At 72.7% G+C, this 13,329-nt stretch carries 16 protein-coding genes; 7 read left to right on the top strand and 9 right to left on the bottom strand.

What is annotated here, in order from left to right; translation table 11 throughout:
* Nucleotides 1-96: 96 nt before the first annotated feature.
* On the top strand, nucleotides 97-297 hold the full coding sequence (locus tag OG698_RS24870) for a hypothetical protein (RefSeq protein ID WP_406105520.1): 201 nt from the start codon (nucleotides 97-99) through the stop codon (nucleotides 295-297).
* Nucleotides 298-316: 19 nt separating this feature from the next.
* Here the strand turns inward: OG698_RS24870 and OG698_RS24865 are convergent, their stop codons facing one another.
* From OG698_RS24865 to OG698_RS24840, 6 genes are all read right to left on the bottom strand, one after another.
* Entirely contained in the window at nucleotides 317-1,267 is a 951-nt protein-coding gene (locus tag OG698_RS24865; protein ID WP_406105518.1) for an MASE1 domain-containing protein, read from the bottom strand.
* A 62-nt stretch (nucleotides 1,268-1,329) separates the two neighbouring features.
* Nucleotides 1,330-2,163, bottom strand: coding sequence for a PP2C family protein-serine/threonine phosphatase (locus OG698_RS24860; RefSeq protein WP_406105516.1), 834 nt, complete (start codon nucleotides 2,161-2,163; stop codon nucleotides 1,330-1,332).
* 33 nt (nucleotides 2,164-2,196) lie between these two features.
* Nucleotides 2,197-3,021: an isocitrate lyase/phosphoenolpyruvate mutase family protein gene (locus OG698_RS24855; protein WP_406105515.1), complete on the bottom strand. Its 825-nt coding sequence runs from the start codon at nucleotides 3,019-3,021 to the stop codon at nucleotides 2,197-2,199.
* A complete protein-coding gene (locus OG698_RS24850; RefSeq protein WP_406105513.1) occupies nucleotides 3,018-3,173 on the bottom strand; it encodes a hypothetical protein in 156 nt (51 codons plus the stop codon). Before OG698_RS24850 ends, OG698_RS24855 begins: the two co-directional genes overlap by 4 nt.
* A 65-nt stretch (nucleotides 3,174-3,238) precedes the next feature.
* Nucleotides 3,239-3,565 carry a cupin gene (locus OG698_RS24845; protein ID WP_406105511.1) on the bottom strand — a complete coding sequence of 109 codons (327 nt, stop codon included), beginning with the start codon at nucleotides 3,563-3,565 and terminating at the stop codon, nucleotides 3,239-3,241.
* An 86-nt stretch (nucleotides 3,566-3,651) separates the two neighbouring features.
* Nucleotides 3,652-4,548, bottom strand: coding sequence for a LysR family transcriptional regulator (locus tag OG698_RS24840; RefSeq protein ID WP_406105509.1), 897 nt, complete (start codon nucleotides 4,546-4,548; stop codon nucleotides 3,652-3,654).
* Between the two features lie 102 nt (nucleotides 4,549-4,650).
* On the opposite strand from OG698_RS24840, the gene OG698_RS24835 reads away from it, so the two are divergent.
* Nucleotides 4,651-5,412: a sulfite exporter TauE/SafE family protein gene (locus tag OG698_RS24835; RefSeq protein ID WP_406105507.1), complete on the top strand. Its 762-nt coding sequence runs from the start codon at nucleotides 4,651-4,653 to the stop codon at nucleotides 5,410-5,412.
* Between the two features lie 12 nt (nucleotides 5,413-5,424).
* Here OG698_RS24835 and OG698_RS24830 read toward each other — a convergent pair whose 3' ends face one another.
* On the bottom strand, nucleotides 5,425-8,049 hold the full coding sequence (locus OG698_RS24830; protein ID WP_406105505.1) for a GNAT family N-acetyltransferase: 2,625 nt from the start codon (nucleotides 8,047-8,049) through the stop codon (nucleotides 5,425-5,427).
* A gap of 99 nt (nucleotides 8,050-8,148) precedes the next feature.
* Between OG698_RS24830 and OG698_RS24825 the strand changes: the two genes are divergently transcribed.
* The 3 genes from OG698_RS24825 to OG698_RS24815 all read left to right on the top strand — a co-directional run bounded on the left by OG698_RS24825 (nucleotide 8,149) and on the right by OG698_RS24815 (nucleotide 9,434).
* Nucleotides 8,149-8,754 (top strand): HhH-GPD-type base excision DNA repair protein, encoded by a 606-nt coding sequence (locus OG698_RS24825; protein WP_406105503.1) that lies wholly within the window; start codon nucleotides 8,149-8,151, stop codon nucleotides 8,752-8,754.
* 101 nt (nucleotides 8,755-8,855) lie between these two features.
* Nucleotides 8,856-9,212: a hypothetical protein gene (locus OG698_RS24820; protein WP_406105502.1), complete on the top strand. Its 357-nt coding sequence runs from the start codon at nucleotides 8,856-8,858 to the stop codon at nucleotides 9,210-9,212.
* A 69-nt stretch (nucleotides 9,213-9,281) separates the two neighbouring features.
* A complete protein-coding gene (locus OG698_RS24815; RefSeq protein WP_383088789.1) occupies nucleotides 9,282-9,434 on the top strand; it encodes a hypothetical protein in 153 nt (50 codons plus the stop codon).
* 62 nt (nucleotides 9,435-9,496) lie between these two features.
* On the opposite strand, the gene OG698_RS24810 is transcribed toward OG698_RS24815, so the two are convergent.
* Complete coding sequence (locus tag OG698_RS24810) at nucleotides 9,497-11,242, bottom strand: helicase HerA-like domain-containing protein (protein ID WP_406105500.1); 1,746 nt, start codon at nucleotides 11,240-11,242, stop codon at nucleotides 9,497-9,499.
* Between the two features lie 121 nt (nucleotides 11,243-11,363).
* On the opposite strand from OG698_RS24810, the gene OG698_RS24805 reads away from it, so the two are divergent.
* Together OG698_RS24805 and OG698_RS24800 are read left to right on the top strand one after the other, a co-directional pair.
* A complete protein-coding gene (locus OG698_RS24805; protein WP_003955420.1) occupies nucleotides 11,364-11,660 on the top strand; it encodes a type II toxin-antitoxin system VapB family antitoxin in 297 nt (98 codons plus the stop codon).
* 101 nt (nucleotides 11,661-11,761) lie between these two features.
* On the top strand, nucleotides 11,762-12,406 hold the full coding sequence (locus OG698_RS24800; RefSeq protein ID WP_406105498.1) for a LytR C-terminal domain-containing protein: 645 nt from the start codon (nucleotides 11,762-11,764) through the stop codon (nucleotides 12,404-12,406).
* 35 nt (nucleotides 12,407-12,441) lie between these two features.
* Here OG698_RS24800 and upp read toward each other — a convergent pair whose 3' ends face one another.
* The gene (gene upp / locus OG698_RS24795; protein ID WP_100599118.1) at nucleotides 12,442-13,077 is read right to left on the bottom strand and encodes a uracil phosphoribosyltransferase; all 636 of its coding nucleotides are present in this window, start codon (nucleotides 13,075-13,077) and stop codon (nucleotides 12,442-12,444) included.
* Nucleotides 13,078-13,329: the final 252 nt, after the last annotated feature.

Genomic DNA, 13,329 nt, shown 5'->3' with positions numbered 1-13,329 from the left:
TAACCCCGGGGACCGCGCCCACGCTCGCCGCGGCGGGCCGCGGCCTGCCGCGGCCGGAGTTACGGTTAAAGCAGTGGAATACGGGAGGTGACGGCCATGGAGGCGATCATCCTCATCGGCGCCATCGTCCTCGTGACCCTCATGGGAATGCGCCTGATCCACCGGATCAACACCCGGCACGACGCACGCATCGCCTCGCACACCTTCAGCGATCCCATGCCGGGTGTCGGCAGACGGAGCCGCAAGAACCACCGGCGGATCCCCGAAGACGCGTCCGGCCCGGTCGACCGCAGCTGACAGGGACGACGCACGTCCGTCATTCGTCCCGCCGTGGCGCCAGGTGTCCCACCACTTCCGTCAGGTCTCTGACCGCCTGTTCGATCTTCTGGCGGACGCTCTTCTGTTCGGTGACGATCGCCGCGAGCAGGAGGCCGGTGAGCGCGGCCGAGCCGTTGAGTGCCTGGAGATTGACCATGACCTCGAAGAGGGTGTGGTCGGCGAACGGGCCGACGTGGTCGGTGGCCGCGGAGATCCCCAGTACGGACACGAACAGCACGCACGGCGCCGCCCCCGCGAGCTGGAAGCGCAGCGCCGCCCACGTGAGCAGCGGGAAGACGAGGAAGAGCAGGGCGAGCGGGCTTCTCGTGGCCAGGGGTGTGATGACGGCCGCGGTGACCAGCAGGGCCGCTGCCTCCGGCCACCGGCGGGTGTTCCAGGGGGGCCGGGCCCTGCTCAGCGCGATCAGCAGCGGGGTGCCGACGAGTACTCCCATGGCGTCGCCGGCCCACCACGCCGCCCACACCGTCCAGAACGCGCTCCACTCCAGACTGCCACTGAGCACCAGCACGCATGTGCCCACGGTGGCGCTCAGCAGTATCGGCAGCAGTCCGCCCAGGAAGACCAGGGCGACCCCGTCCCGCAGCCGGTCCAGCTCGAGGCGGAAGCCCGCCTTGCGCAGCAGCACGTAGGCGCACATCGGGGCGAGGGTGTTCGCGGCGACGATCGCGAGGTCGGAGGGGCGGAACGGGTTGATCGAGTCGATGAGTAAGAAGGCGCCGAGCGCGATGCCCGGCCAGATCCGCAGGCCCATCCAGAGCAGGCAGGTGACGGCGACGCCCGTCGGGAGCCAGAGCGGGGTGACGACCGCGCCTTCGAGGGCGATCTGCTGCCACAGGCCGAGCCGTCCGGTCGCGTAGTAGGCGGCGGCGACGGCGAGGATCCTCAGCAGGGCCTCGGAGAGGCGTCGGAGTTCCTCGGTGCGCACCACTGGATCACATAATCACTCCCGTCCCGTGGCGGAGCGTGACACGCGCTGCCGGGGGCCCGCTGTCACCCGGGCAGGACGGGTGGCGGGTCGTGGCACAGGACGAGTACCGCGGAGTCGTCCTGGTGGCCGGTGCAGTCGGCGACCTCCATCACCGCGGCCGCAAGTTCCGCGGCGTCGGAGCCTGCCCCGGCCGCGACGACCCGGGCCACGCGCTCCAGGCCCGCCTCGATCGGGAACGAGGGCCCTTCGACCACGCCGTCGGTGACCAGGACGTACGCCCCCGCCGTCGAGAGGCGGTGCCGGGTGACCGGGTACCTGGACCCGGGCAGCATGCCGAGCGGCAGCCCGCCCTCGTCCTCCGAGACGCCGTACCGGCCGTCGACCGTGGCCCAGATGGCGGGGACGTGGCCCGCGCGGGCGGACTCAAGGACCCAGGTCGTCGGGTCGAAGCGGATGAAGCTGCAGGTGGCGAAGAGTTCGTGGCGCATCGACAGCAGCAGGTCGTTGGCCTGGGCGAGTGCCTCGCCCGGGTCCGGGGCGAAGGCGGCCACGGCGCGCAGGGCGATGCGGATCTGCCCCATGAAGGCGGCGGCCTCGACGTCGTGGCCCTGGACGTCCCCGATGGAGAACCCGAGGGCGCCGTCAGGGGTGGCGAACCCGTCGTACCAGTCCCCGCCGATGTCCAGGCCGTGGCGGGCCGGCGAGTAGCAAGCGGCGGTCCGCAGTCCCGGCAGGGCGGGCAGCGAGACGGGGAGCATTTCGCGCTGGAGGGCTTCCGCCAGTTCGACCCGGGCGTGCTGGAGTTCCGCCCCGGCGCGTGCCTGTGCGGCAAGGCGGCCGAGCCTGGTCAGCAGGTCGTCGGCGCTCTCGGGCTGGCTGGGACGACGCTGCGTCATGGACCGCTCCGGATACAGAAAACCCCGGCTTCATCATATTTGCGTGGCGTCTCCACCGCCGCTCAGCTCCTGGACCTCGCCGTACGCCGGTGCCGCGGGAGCCACGTCCCGGCCCGCCCGTACGTCGAGCGCCGCCGTGACCGCGGCACCCAGGGCCGCGCGGAACAGGAGCGAGCCGAGGCTGACGCGGCGGACGCCCAGGGCGGCGAGCTCGGGGACGGTGGGGCCCGTGGGGGAGTAGAGGATGTTGAGAGGGATGCCGGACGGGCGCAGGTGCGCCACCAGTGCGGTGATCCCGGCCGGGTCGGTCAGGCCGGGTACGAAGACTCCGTCGGCGCCCGCCTGCCGGTAGGCGTCGAGCCGGCGGCGGGTCTCCGGCTCCGGCGCGGTCCGCGGGTCCGGGAGCCAGTACGTGTCCGTGCGGGCGTTGACGAACAGGTCCGGTACGGCGGCCTTGACCGCGGCGATCTTCGCCGCGTGGACGGGGGCCGGGGTGAGGGTGCCGTCGGCCCTGCCGTCCTCCAGATTGATCCCCACCGCGCCCGCCTGCGCCAGCTCACGGGCGAGGCCGGCGACCTCGGCCGGGTCGTCGCCGAACCCGCCCTCCGCGTCCACGGACAGCAGGAACGCGCCCCCGCCCAGGCGGCGGGCCAGGCGCAGGGTCTCCTCGCGGGTGGCCGCGGCGCCGTCGGGCAGCCCGGCCGCGGCGGCCACGCCAAGGCTCGTCGTACCGATCGCGGTGAACCCCTGCCCGGCGAGCGCGGCGGCGGAGGCGTGGTCCCAGGCGTTGGGGAGGAGGAGGGGGCCGCCGGGGTCGTGGTGCAGGGCTTTGAAGGCTTCGCAGGCGGGCTGGTTCATCGGGGGGTCCCTTCGAGGCGGCCGGCCGCGAGGGCCATGCCTCCGGCGGGCGCCGTGGGCGCGACGGCCGGGACCGGGACCGCAACGGGGCAGGGGCCCGCCGGCGCCTGGCGCATGTCCTCGTACCGGTCGAACCGGCATCGCTGTGTCATGCAGCGCACGCTAGGCGCGGAACCGTTCGGCGCCGGCCGAAGCGTCCGGGAGCGGCGGGCGCCCCTCAGTCGTTGACCGCCGTGAGGAGCACCGCCGCGTCCGTGACCGCGCGCAGCCCGTGCCGTTCCTGCGGGAGCGCGTGCAGCCGGCCCTCCGTGAGCGTCACGTCGCCCGAGGCCGCCGTCAGTACGACCTCGCCCCGCAGCACCTGGAGCGTCGCGGCGGGCGGCGCGTTGTGCTCCTCCAGGACCTCGCCCGCCGTCAGGGCGATCACGCTTTGCCGGAGGGTCTCCTCGCGGAGCAGGAGGTGCGCGCTGCGGCCGTGGGCGGAGGCCCGCGCGGCGGCGACGTGCTTGTCGGCGAGAGCGTTCAGGTCGTACGTCGTGGTCATGCTTCCAGCGTCCCCCGGGGAACCGGCCCCCGCCACAGGCACGAGACATCTCCGCCGTCCCGGACCCCCACCACCACGCGAAGCCCCTACCTCCCGCAGTGCTCCGCCACCAGGTCCGCGAAGGCCCTCGCCAGTGGGGTCAGCGTGGACCAGCGCCGGACCGCCCAGCCGACCGCGAGCGGCGGCAGGTCCGGTACGGGGACGAGGACCGGGCCGCCCGCGCGGTCGGGGTCGCGCCAGCCGGGCAGTTCGGGGACGAGCGCGTGGCCGAGGCCCAGTTCGGCGAGGTGCACGGCGGTGGCCCAGTCGGCGACGCCCGCGTCCGACCCGGCCGGCCTGACGATCCCGAGCCCGGTGAAGTGCCGGTCGAGGTGGGAGCGCGACGTGGACTGTTCGGGCGGCCTGATGAGGTGGGCGGCGGCCAGGTCGCCGGGGCCGATCCGGGTCCGGCCGGCCAGCGGGTCGTCGGGGCGCACCGCGAGGACCCAGGGGAGTTCGACGACGGGGCGCTGCTCGACGCCGCGTTCCGGCGCGCCGATGGTGACCCACGCGAGGTCGAGGTCGTGCGCGGCGAGCGCCTCGTAGGCACTGTGGCTGGAGCTGACCGTCTGGAATTCCAGGCTTGCCTGGGGGTGGCGGCGCCGGAAGCCGACGATGGCCTCGGACATGAAGTGGCGCACGGTCGTCGCGCCCGTGGTGACGCGCACCGCGCCGCTCTCGCCGCGGGCCAGGTCGCGCAGGCGGCGCAGCGCGATGTCGATGCCGCCGATGCCCTCGGCGGCCGCGGTCTGCAGGATGCGCCCCGCGGCGGTCGGCAGGACACCGCGCGCGTGCCGTTCGAGGAGGCTGACGCCCACCTCCCGTTCGAGGCGCCGGATGTGCTGGCTCACCGCCGACTGCGTGCAGGAGAGGTCGCGGGCGACGGCGCTGAGGCTGCCCGCCGCGCACACGGCGACGTAGACACGGAGATCGTCGAGGGTCACGGCGCCAACGTAGCCATTCGGTCGCCCCCAAGCCAGACCTTGGAACTTCCCAAGAAATTGTGAGGATTGACTTGGGTGTCGGGCTCCGAAACGATCTCGGACGTGGATGCAATTGAAGCAGTGGCCGTCGGAGCGGCCGGTGTCGCCGCCGGCGCGATCAACGCGGTGGTCGGCTCCGGAACGCTCATCACCTTCCCTACGCTCCTCGCGTTCGGCTATCCGCCGGTGCTCGCCAACGTGTCGAACAACATCGGCCTCGTGCCGGGCGTGCTCAGCGCCGCATACGGCTACCGGCGCGAGCTGAAGGGGCAGAAGAAGCGGCTGCTCCGCTTCGGCACGGCCTCGCTGATCGGCGGGCTCACGGGCGCGCTGCTCCTGCTGAAGCTGCCCGCCGACGCGTTCACGGCGGTGGTGCCCGTGCTCATCCTGGCCGCCTGCGTCCTCGTCGTGCTCCAGCCCCGGCTCAGCCGCTGGTCGAAGGAGCGCCAGGCCACGGCGGAGCACACCGACGGCGGCGTCCCGATGTGGTTCGGGGTGCTCGGGACGGGTGTCTACGGCGGCTACTTCGGCGCCGCGCAGGGCGTGCTGCTCATGGGCATGTTCGGCAGCTTCATCCACGACGACCTCCAGCGCCTCAACGCGGCGAAGAACGTCCTGGCCTCGATCGTGAACGGGGTCGCGGCGGTCATCTTCATCGCCGTCGCCGACGTCGACTGGGCGGCGGCCGCGGTGATCGCCGTCGGCTCCACGCTGGGCGGCCTGACCGGCGCGAAGTTCGGCCGCAGACTGCCCCCGGCGGTCCTTCGCGCGGTGATCGTCGTGGTCGGCGTGACCGCCTCGGTGATCATGCTCGTACGAGGCTGAGCCCGCGGGCCGTCAGCGCTTGAGGAACGCGATCCGGGCGCGCTTCTGAGGGAGGAACACCTCCGGCAGGTCGATCTCCGGGAGCACGATCTCGGGGCCGAGTTCGAAGCCCGCGCGCTCCAGGAGCGCGACCGCCTTCGCGTTGCGCGCGTCGGGCTCGACCACGATCCGCCGCTTGCCGTGCCCTTCGAGCGCGTACGTGATGAGGACGGTCATGAGCGCTCCGGTGAAGCCGCTGACGGCGCCGTCCGTGGCCGGGGCGATCAGGAAGTGCACACCGATGTCGCCGTCCTCGACCTCGTAGCACTCGCTGACCCGGTCGGCCTCGGGCTCGTACGTCTGGAAGAGCGCGACGGGTTCGCCGTTGAGGCGGACGAGGTGGGCGTGGTGCGTGGTGAGCGAGTCGAGGTGCTCGTACGTCTCGCGCACCTGCTCGCGGCTCGCGCCCTCCATGCCCCAGAACCGGGCGCGCTCCTCGCGTACCCAGCCGTGGAGCACGTCGAGGTCGGCGGCGGGGTCGACCGGGCTGACGCGGACGGTGCCGAACCCTTCGACGGTCTGCTCGTACACGCGGTGCTCCTTCTGATGAGGGTGGTCTTCTCTGGTGAGGCGGGTCCAGTCCGTGACCACGGGGACCAGTTCCCCCCGCAGCCACAGGGGGAGCTGGTCGCGGCGGTGCGGCGAGCCGGGGATTCCGCAGGCGCCGAGCGGAACCACCCACAGGCTGTTCGCGCGGTCGGCGACGTCCCACACGTAGCGGGCGGCCGGGCCGCGGGCGCTGAGGTCGGTGACGCCGGGGACGCTCGACGTGGACAGGACACAGTCGTGGTCGCCGGGCAGGCCCGGACCGGTCTCATCGCCGTCAGGCAGTGCCCGCCAGGCGGCGAGCCGGTGCCGGTCGCCCCAGGTCTCCCCGGTCGCCGTGTCCCCGGCGGCTTCCTCGACCGCCTCGCGGACGACCAGCTCCCGGTCCACATCAGGGAATTGACTGGTCGTCAGCAGCGTCTCCAGCGCGTACGCGATGCGCGGCGCGAGGGCCAGCCACGGCCGGAAGACCTCCGGGTACGCCTCCCCCATCCCCGTGAGCGGCGCGAACGCGGGGTGCGCGGCCAGCTTCCGTACGACCGCCGCCCGCACCCGCGCGTACGCGGCGGCGTCCGCGCTGTCCGCGTCCATGTGCCGGTCCCAGGCGAGCAGCCGCCTCCTCAGTGCCGCCGCTTCGGGGCCGAGGCCGCCGAGGCGGGCCACCAGGTCGAGCAGCGGGCGGGCGGAGGCGAGGCGGGTGTCGGTGTGGACGGTGGCCATGCCGGGCGCCGTCCACACCTCCCGCGCGTCGAGCAACTCCCGTATGCGGTCGGCCCGGTGCGGTGGCGCGAACTCGATGCCGAGGGGCGCGGCCAGGCCCCGCTGGTTCGCCATGACCGCGACGGTGCCGACCGGCTCGCGGGGCAGCTCGCGCAGGCCGCGCCAGCCGTGCCGGGGCTCGTGGGCGGGGACGACGCGGAGCAGGTTCTCGGGGTCGCGCTCGGGCACGGCGCCCGCGACGCGGTGCAGGAGACCGCCCTCGGTGTCGGCGGCCTGGACGACGTTGACGGGCTCGGCCCAGCGGTCGAAGGCCCGGTCCACGTCGGCGACGGTGCGGGCGCGGAGCAGGGCGGGCAGCGCGGCGAAGCCCAAGTCCTCGCGTACGCGCGGTGGCTGGCGCAGTGCAATGCCCTCACCCTCGTCGGGTCCGCCGATGACGACCGTCCCGCGTTCGGTCTCGACCACCTCGACCTCCCGCGGCCGCTCGCCCGCCACCTCGAAGGTCTCCACGCTGCGAAACGCAGGCCGCCACCCGTCGGGCCCGAACGCCTCCACGCCGCCGTCCGGGAGCCGCCGCAGCCGCTCGCGGTACAGGTCCTGGTAGTCCGCCATCGCGTTGGTGATCGCCCAGGCGACGGTGCCGGTGTGACCGAAGTGGCCGATGCCGGGCACGCCGGGGACGGCGAGGCCCACGACGTCGTAATCCGGGCAGGCGAGCCGTATCTGCTGGTAGACGCCCGGGTCCTCGATGTAGCGGTGCGGGTCGCCGGCGATCAGGGGGCCGCCGGTGGCGGTGCGGTCGCCGGTGACGAGCCAGCCGTTGCTGCCGGAGGTGCCGGGGCCGTCCGTGGCGAAGAGGCCGACGGCTCCGGGCCCGATGCGGCGTACGACCTCGTCGCGCCAGAGCTTGCCGGGCAAGCCGGTGAACAGGATGTGCGTGGACAGCCAGACGCCGAGGGGGGTCCAGGGCTGCCAGCGGCCCGGTTCGAGGCCGGCGCGGGCGAACTCCGGTGCGGCGCCCCCGAGTTCTCGCAGTCCGGCGTCGACCCCGGCGACGTACGCGTCGAGCCAGCCGCGCGTCTCCTCGTCGAGCGCGCGGTAGCAGCGCCGGGCCGTGTCGTCGATACGGGCCTGCCGGGCGAACCGGTCCCAGCCGGCCGCCTCCTGGCCGAGGAAGGCGGCCGAGGTGCCCTGCGAGCGGTGCCGCTCGACCTCGACCTGCCAGGCCCGGTCGGCGGCGGCGTTGCGCCCCTGGGCGTGGGCCAGTTCCCGCGCGCTGTCGGCACGGAGGTGGGGTATGCCCCACTCGTCCCGGTAGACCTCGACGCTCACGCTTTCCCCGCCCCGCCCTCACCCGCCTTACAGATTAGGGAAGCCTAACCTAAGCCAGAAAGGGGTGCGTCCCGGCCCACGCCGCGCGATCATCGACACATGGACGTCACTCTTCACCTCGCCCAGGAGCCGGACGCCGACGCTCTCCTCGGCCGCAGCCCCCTGGCCGCGCTCGTCGGCATGCTGCTCGACCAGCAGGTACCGATGGAGTGGGCGTTCGCGGGCCCGCACACGATCGCCCAGCGCCTGGGCGCCGACGATCTCGACGCGCACGAGATCGCCTCGTACAACCCCGAGGCCTTTGCCGAGCTCCTGTCCGCCAAGCCGGCCGTGCACCGCTACCCCGGCTCGATGGCCAAGCGGATCCAGCAGCTGTGCCAGTACCTCGTCGAGCACTACGACGGGGACGCGAGCGCCGTCTGGGAAGGCGTCAAGGACGGCAGGGAACTGCTCAAGCGCCTCAACGACCTGCCCGGCTTCGGCACGCAGAAGGCCCAGATCTTCCTGGCCCTGCTCGGCAAGCAGCTCGGGGTGCGCCCCAAGGGCTGGCGCGAGGCCGCGGGTGCGTACGGCGAGGCGAAGTCCTTCCGTTCGGTCGCCGACATCACGGGACCCGAGTCGCTCACGAAGGTACGGGCGCACAAGCAGGAGATGAAGGCGGCGGCGAAGGCGGCCAAGGCCGCGGGGAAGCAGGACCCGAAGTAGGACCCGCCGCGCGTCAGCACACGCCGCGTCCCGTAGCCCATGAGGGCGGATCTCGTCTGCGTTGATCGTCTTCGGGGCGCCATCGGGGGACATTTACGTCCATGAGCACGCGCGCCTCCCCATCGGGCGCGGGCCGCCGCACCGCGCGACGGCCCGCGTGGGCCCGGACGTTGCTCGTCCTCCTCACCCTGCTCGGCACGGCGTTCGCGTCCACGGTCCCGTGCGCCGAGGCCGCGCCCACGCACGCCGCGTCCTCCTCCACCGAACCCGGCGAGCTCCACCAGGACGCCCCCGACACCGCGCTGCGCCTGCCGACGGGGCACGCCACTCGCCTCCCCGCCGAACGCGCCACCCACGTGCTCCCCGCGCGCCCTTCCGCGCCACCCGCGCGCCCCCGTGCGCCCCGCGCCACCCTCAACTCCCTGAACGTCCTGCGCTGCGTCGTCCTGCGCTGCTGACAGTCCGGCTCCGCCCTCCCGGCGGACCGAGCCTGCACACCCCCCACGCACGACAAGGACGACACCCTCATGCCCATCGACCCTTACGCGGTCCTGCGCGCCCTCCTGCGCGCCGAAGCGGTACGCGACGGTCACGCCGTACGCCCCGCACGCGAGACCCCGAAGCCCACGCCCCCGACCGACGACAAGGCACAGGACACGGACCCGCGGGACCGCACCTGAGCCGCCCGCACAACAAAGGTCCCGGCCCCGCACCCGCGGGACCGGGACCACCACCGAGACCGTTACCTCCGCCGCGTCCCGAACAGCGACCGCGAGATCTCCCGCCCCAACTGCGTACCGACCGACCGGGCGAGCGACTTGAAGATCCCGCTGCCCACCACCTGTTCCACGACCGACGCGTCCTCCTTGGGCTTCCCACGCCCCCCAGAACCCCGCGCCGCCGCCTTCTCCGCCTTCGCCGCCTTCTCCGCCTCCGCGGCCTGCGCCTCGGCGTCCTTGCGCGCCTGCGTCTCGGCCTCCTGGGCCGTCAGCTTCTCGTACGCGGACTCACGGTCGACGGCGTTCGCGTAGCGCGAGTACAGGACCGACGCCTTCACGGCCTTGTCGAGCGCGGCCGCGTCGATGGGCCCCATCAGCGACTCGGGCGCCCGCAGCCGGGTCGCGGCGACCGGCGTCGGCGCACCCTTCTCGCTCAGCACCGTGACCACGGCCTCACCCGTACCGAGCGAGGTCAGCAACTCCTCGAGGTCGTACGCGGAGTGGGGGAACGTCCTGACGGTCGACTTCAGCGCCTTCTGGTCGTCGGGCGTGAAGGCGCGCAGCGCGTGCTGGACCCGGTTGCCCAGCTGGGCGAGGACGTCGGACGGCACGTCTTTCGGCGTCTGAGTCACGAAGAACACGCCCACGCCCTTGGACCGGATCAGCCGCACGGTCTGCGTGATCGCCTCCAGGAACGCCTTCGACGCGCCGCTGAAGAGCAGATGCGCCTCGTCGAAGAAGAAGACCAGCTTCGGCTTCTCCACATCGCCGACCTCGGGAAGGTCCTGGAAAAGATCGGCGAGCAGCCACATCAGGAACGTCGAGAAGAGATGCGGCTTGTCCTGCACGGCGGGCAGTTCGAGTACGGAGACCAGGCCGCGGCCGTCCGGGGCCGTGCGCAGCAGCTCGCTGCTGTCGAACTCGGGCTCGCCGAAGAAGTCGCCCATGCCCTGCTGCTCGAACGCGGTCAGGGCGCGCAGGATCACCCCCGCCGTCGTGGTGGAGAGCCCGCCGATGGTCTTCAGCTCCTGCTTGCCCTCGTCGGAGGTGAGGAACGTGACGACCGCGCGCAGGTCCTTGAGGTCGACGAGTTCGAGGCCCTTCTGGTCCGCGTAATGGAAGATCAGGCCGAGCGACTGCTCCTGCGTCTGGTTGAGCTGGAGGCACTTGGAGAGCAGGACCGGGCCGAAGCCGGTGATGGTGGCCCGCAGGGGGATGCCGGGGCCGATGCCGCCGAGCGCGTAGAACTCGCTCGGACAGCCGGTCGCCCGCCACTCCTGACCGACCTCGGCCGACCGCTGCGACACCCTGTGACTCGGCTCGCCCGCGGCCGAGATGCCGGAGACGTCGCCCTTGATGTCGGCGAGGAAGACAGGGACGCCCTGCGCGGCCAGCTGCTCGGCGATGAGCTGGAGCGTCTTGGTCTTGCCGGTGCCGGTGGCGCCCGCGACGAGGCCGTGCCGGTTGAGCATCCCCAGCGGAATCCGGATCTGCGCGTCCGGCAGGCACTGGCCGTCCCACACGAGCGCGCCGAGATCGAGGGCGGGCCCGGCGAAGGCGTACCCGGCGGCGATCTCCAGGGCGGGGGCGGGGAGAGCGGGGGCCGTGGTGACGGGCTCGGGGGCGGTGGTCCCGGTGGGGAAAGCGTCACCTGTCCCGCCCGGGGCTGAGGAAGCGGCGGTTCCGGGCGTCAACCCGGCGCCCGCGTCTACCCCTGATGAAGGCTTCGCATTCGCCGGCCCAGCCGGGATCGGCTCACTGTCACTCATTTCTGGCCCCTGTCCCCGGATTGAGTGTTCCCGGTTTGCCCATGTTTAGGGCGTCATTTCCCAGCGTCGCACTCCGTCTCCATGGCTGCGCCCGGAGAGCCGGGCCCGGTAGGCTTTCCGTGTGATCTTCAAGCGCATCGGAAACGGCCGGCCGTACCCCGACCACGGCCGGGAAAGCACCCGGCAGTGGGCGGACGTCGCGCCGCGCCCGGTCCGCCTCGATCAGCTCGTGACGACCAAGGGCCAGCTCGACCTCGAGACGCTCCTCGCCGAGGACTCGACGTTCTACGGCGACCTCTTCGCGCACGTCGTGAAGTGGCAGGGCGACCTGTACCTCGAGGACGGTCTGCACCGCGCCGTGCGCGCCGCGCTCCAGCAGCGTCAGGTGCTGCACGCCCGCGTCCTCGAGCTGGGCTGAGCCGCGGGCCGCGGGCCCGCGTTGACCCTTTCGGGTAGTCCCCGGCGTGGGCCAATGATCATTTAGTAGGAATCACCGCCGGGGCGCACTACGCTGCGCCCATGAGCATGCTCACTCCCCCCGGCATGGGCGGCAAGTACCGCATCACGGGAGACAAATATCCGCGTATGCGCCGGAGCCGCGGGCGCAGCAGGATCGTGCTCGCCGTCGTCGCCTCCGTCGTGGCGGTCGGCCTGATCGGCTGGGGCACTCTGCAGCTGATCGACGTCTTCACCGGCGGCGGTGACAAGGCCTCGGCCGCGGGAGCCACCGGCGACTGCCGGAAGAAGACCTCGGCGTCGCCCTCGGCGAGCCCGAAGATCCTGCCGAAGCCCGGCCAGGTCACGGTCAACGTCTTCAACGCCACGCCCCGCAGCGGCCTCGCCAAGCAGACGGCGGACGAGCTGAAGAAGCGTGGCTTCGCCATCGGCGACGTGGGCAACGCGACGAAGGCGTACGACAAGAAGGTCAAGGGCCCCGGGCTGCTGCTCGGCGCCAGGGCCGCCACCGACGCGGCGCTGCCGGTCCTCGGCACGCAGCTCGCCGGCGCCGAGCTGAAGACCGACACCCGCGCCAAGCCGGCCGAGGTCGACCTGATCATCGGCACCGCGTTCAAGCAGCTCACGACGAAGGCGGACGCCGACAAGGCCCTGGCCGCGCTGGCCAAGCCCTCACCGACGTCCGCCACGTCGAAGAAGCACTGCTGAACTGAACTGAAGTAACGAGAGCCCTTACGGGGTGGCTACTCGGCCGCCCCGTACATCCGGTCGCCCGCGTCGCCGAGGCCCGGGACGATGTAACCGTTCTCGTTGAGCCGCTCGTCGACCGAGGCCGTCACGACCGTCACCGGCGTACCGGCGAGCTCGCGCTCCATGATCTCCACGCCCTCGGGGGCGGCGAGCAGCACCACGGCCGTCACGTCGTCCGCGCCGCGCTTGATCAGCTCCTGGATCGCCGCGACGAGCGTGCCGCCGGTGGCCAGCATCGGGTCGAGGACGTAGACCTGCCGCCCGGAGAGATCGTCGGGCATGCGCGTCGCGTACGTGGACGCCTGGAGCGTCTCCTCGTCGCGCACCATGCCGAGGAAGCCCACCTCGGCGGTCGGCAGCAGCCGCACCATGCCGTCGAGCATGCCGAGACCGGCCCGCAGGATCGGCACGACCAGGGGCCGCGGGTAGGAGAGCTTCACGCCGGTCGTGCCCGAGACGGGGGTCTCGATGTCGACCAGCTCGGTGCGCACATCCCTGGTGGCCTCGTACGCGAGCAGGGTGACCAGCTCGTCGGCGAGGCGCCGGAAGGTCGGGGAGTCGGTGCGCTTGTCGCGCAGCGTGGTGAGTTTGTGCGCCACCAGCGGGTGGTCGACGACGTGGATCCGCATGTCCTCAACAGTAACCGGGTCCGGGGCGCCCTCGTGCTGGCATCAAACCCGCCATCGGAGGGAAAGCCGGAAGGACCGACCGGAGCGGTGCGCCTACGCCGGATCAGGGCCGGCACGACCGGGGACAGGACCCGGAGCCGGAGGACGCCGAGGACGGGCGCAGACGGCTCCGAGCCCAGTTTCCTGCGGGAACTCGCGGGGGCGCGCGGGCTGCGCGACCGGGTCCGGCCACGCCGTGCCGGGGCGGCACGA

The sequence above is a fragment of the Streptomyces sp. NBC_01003 genome (assembly GCF_045162695.1).
Classification (GTDB): domain Bacteria; phylum Actinomycetota; class Actinomycetes; order Streptomycetales; family Streptomycetaceae; genus Streptomyces.
The sequence above is the reverse complement of the archived record's forward strand: the minus strand, read 5'-3'. Positions and strand labels throughout refer to the sequence as shown.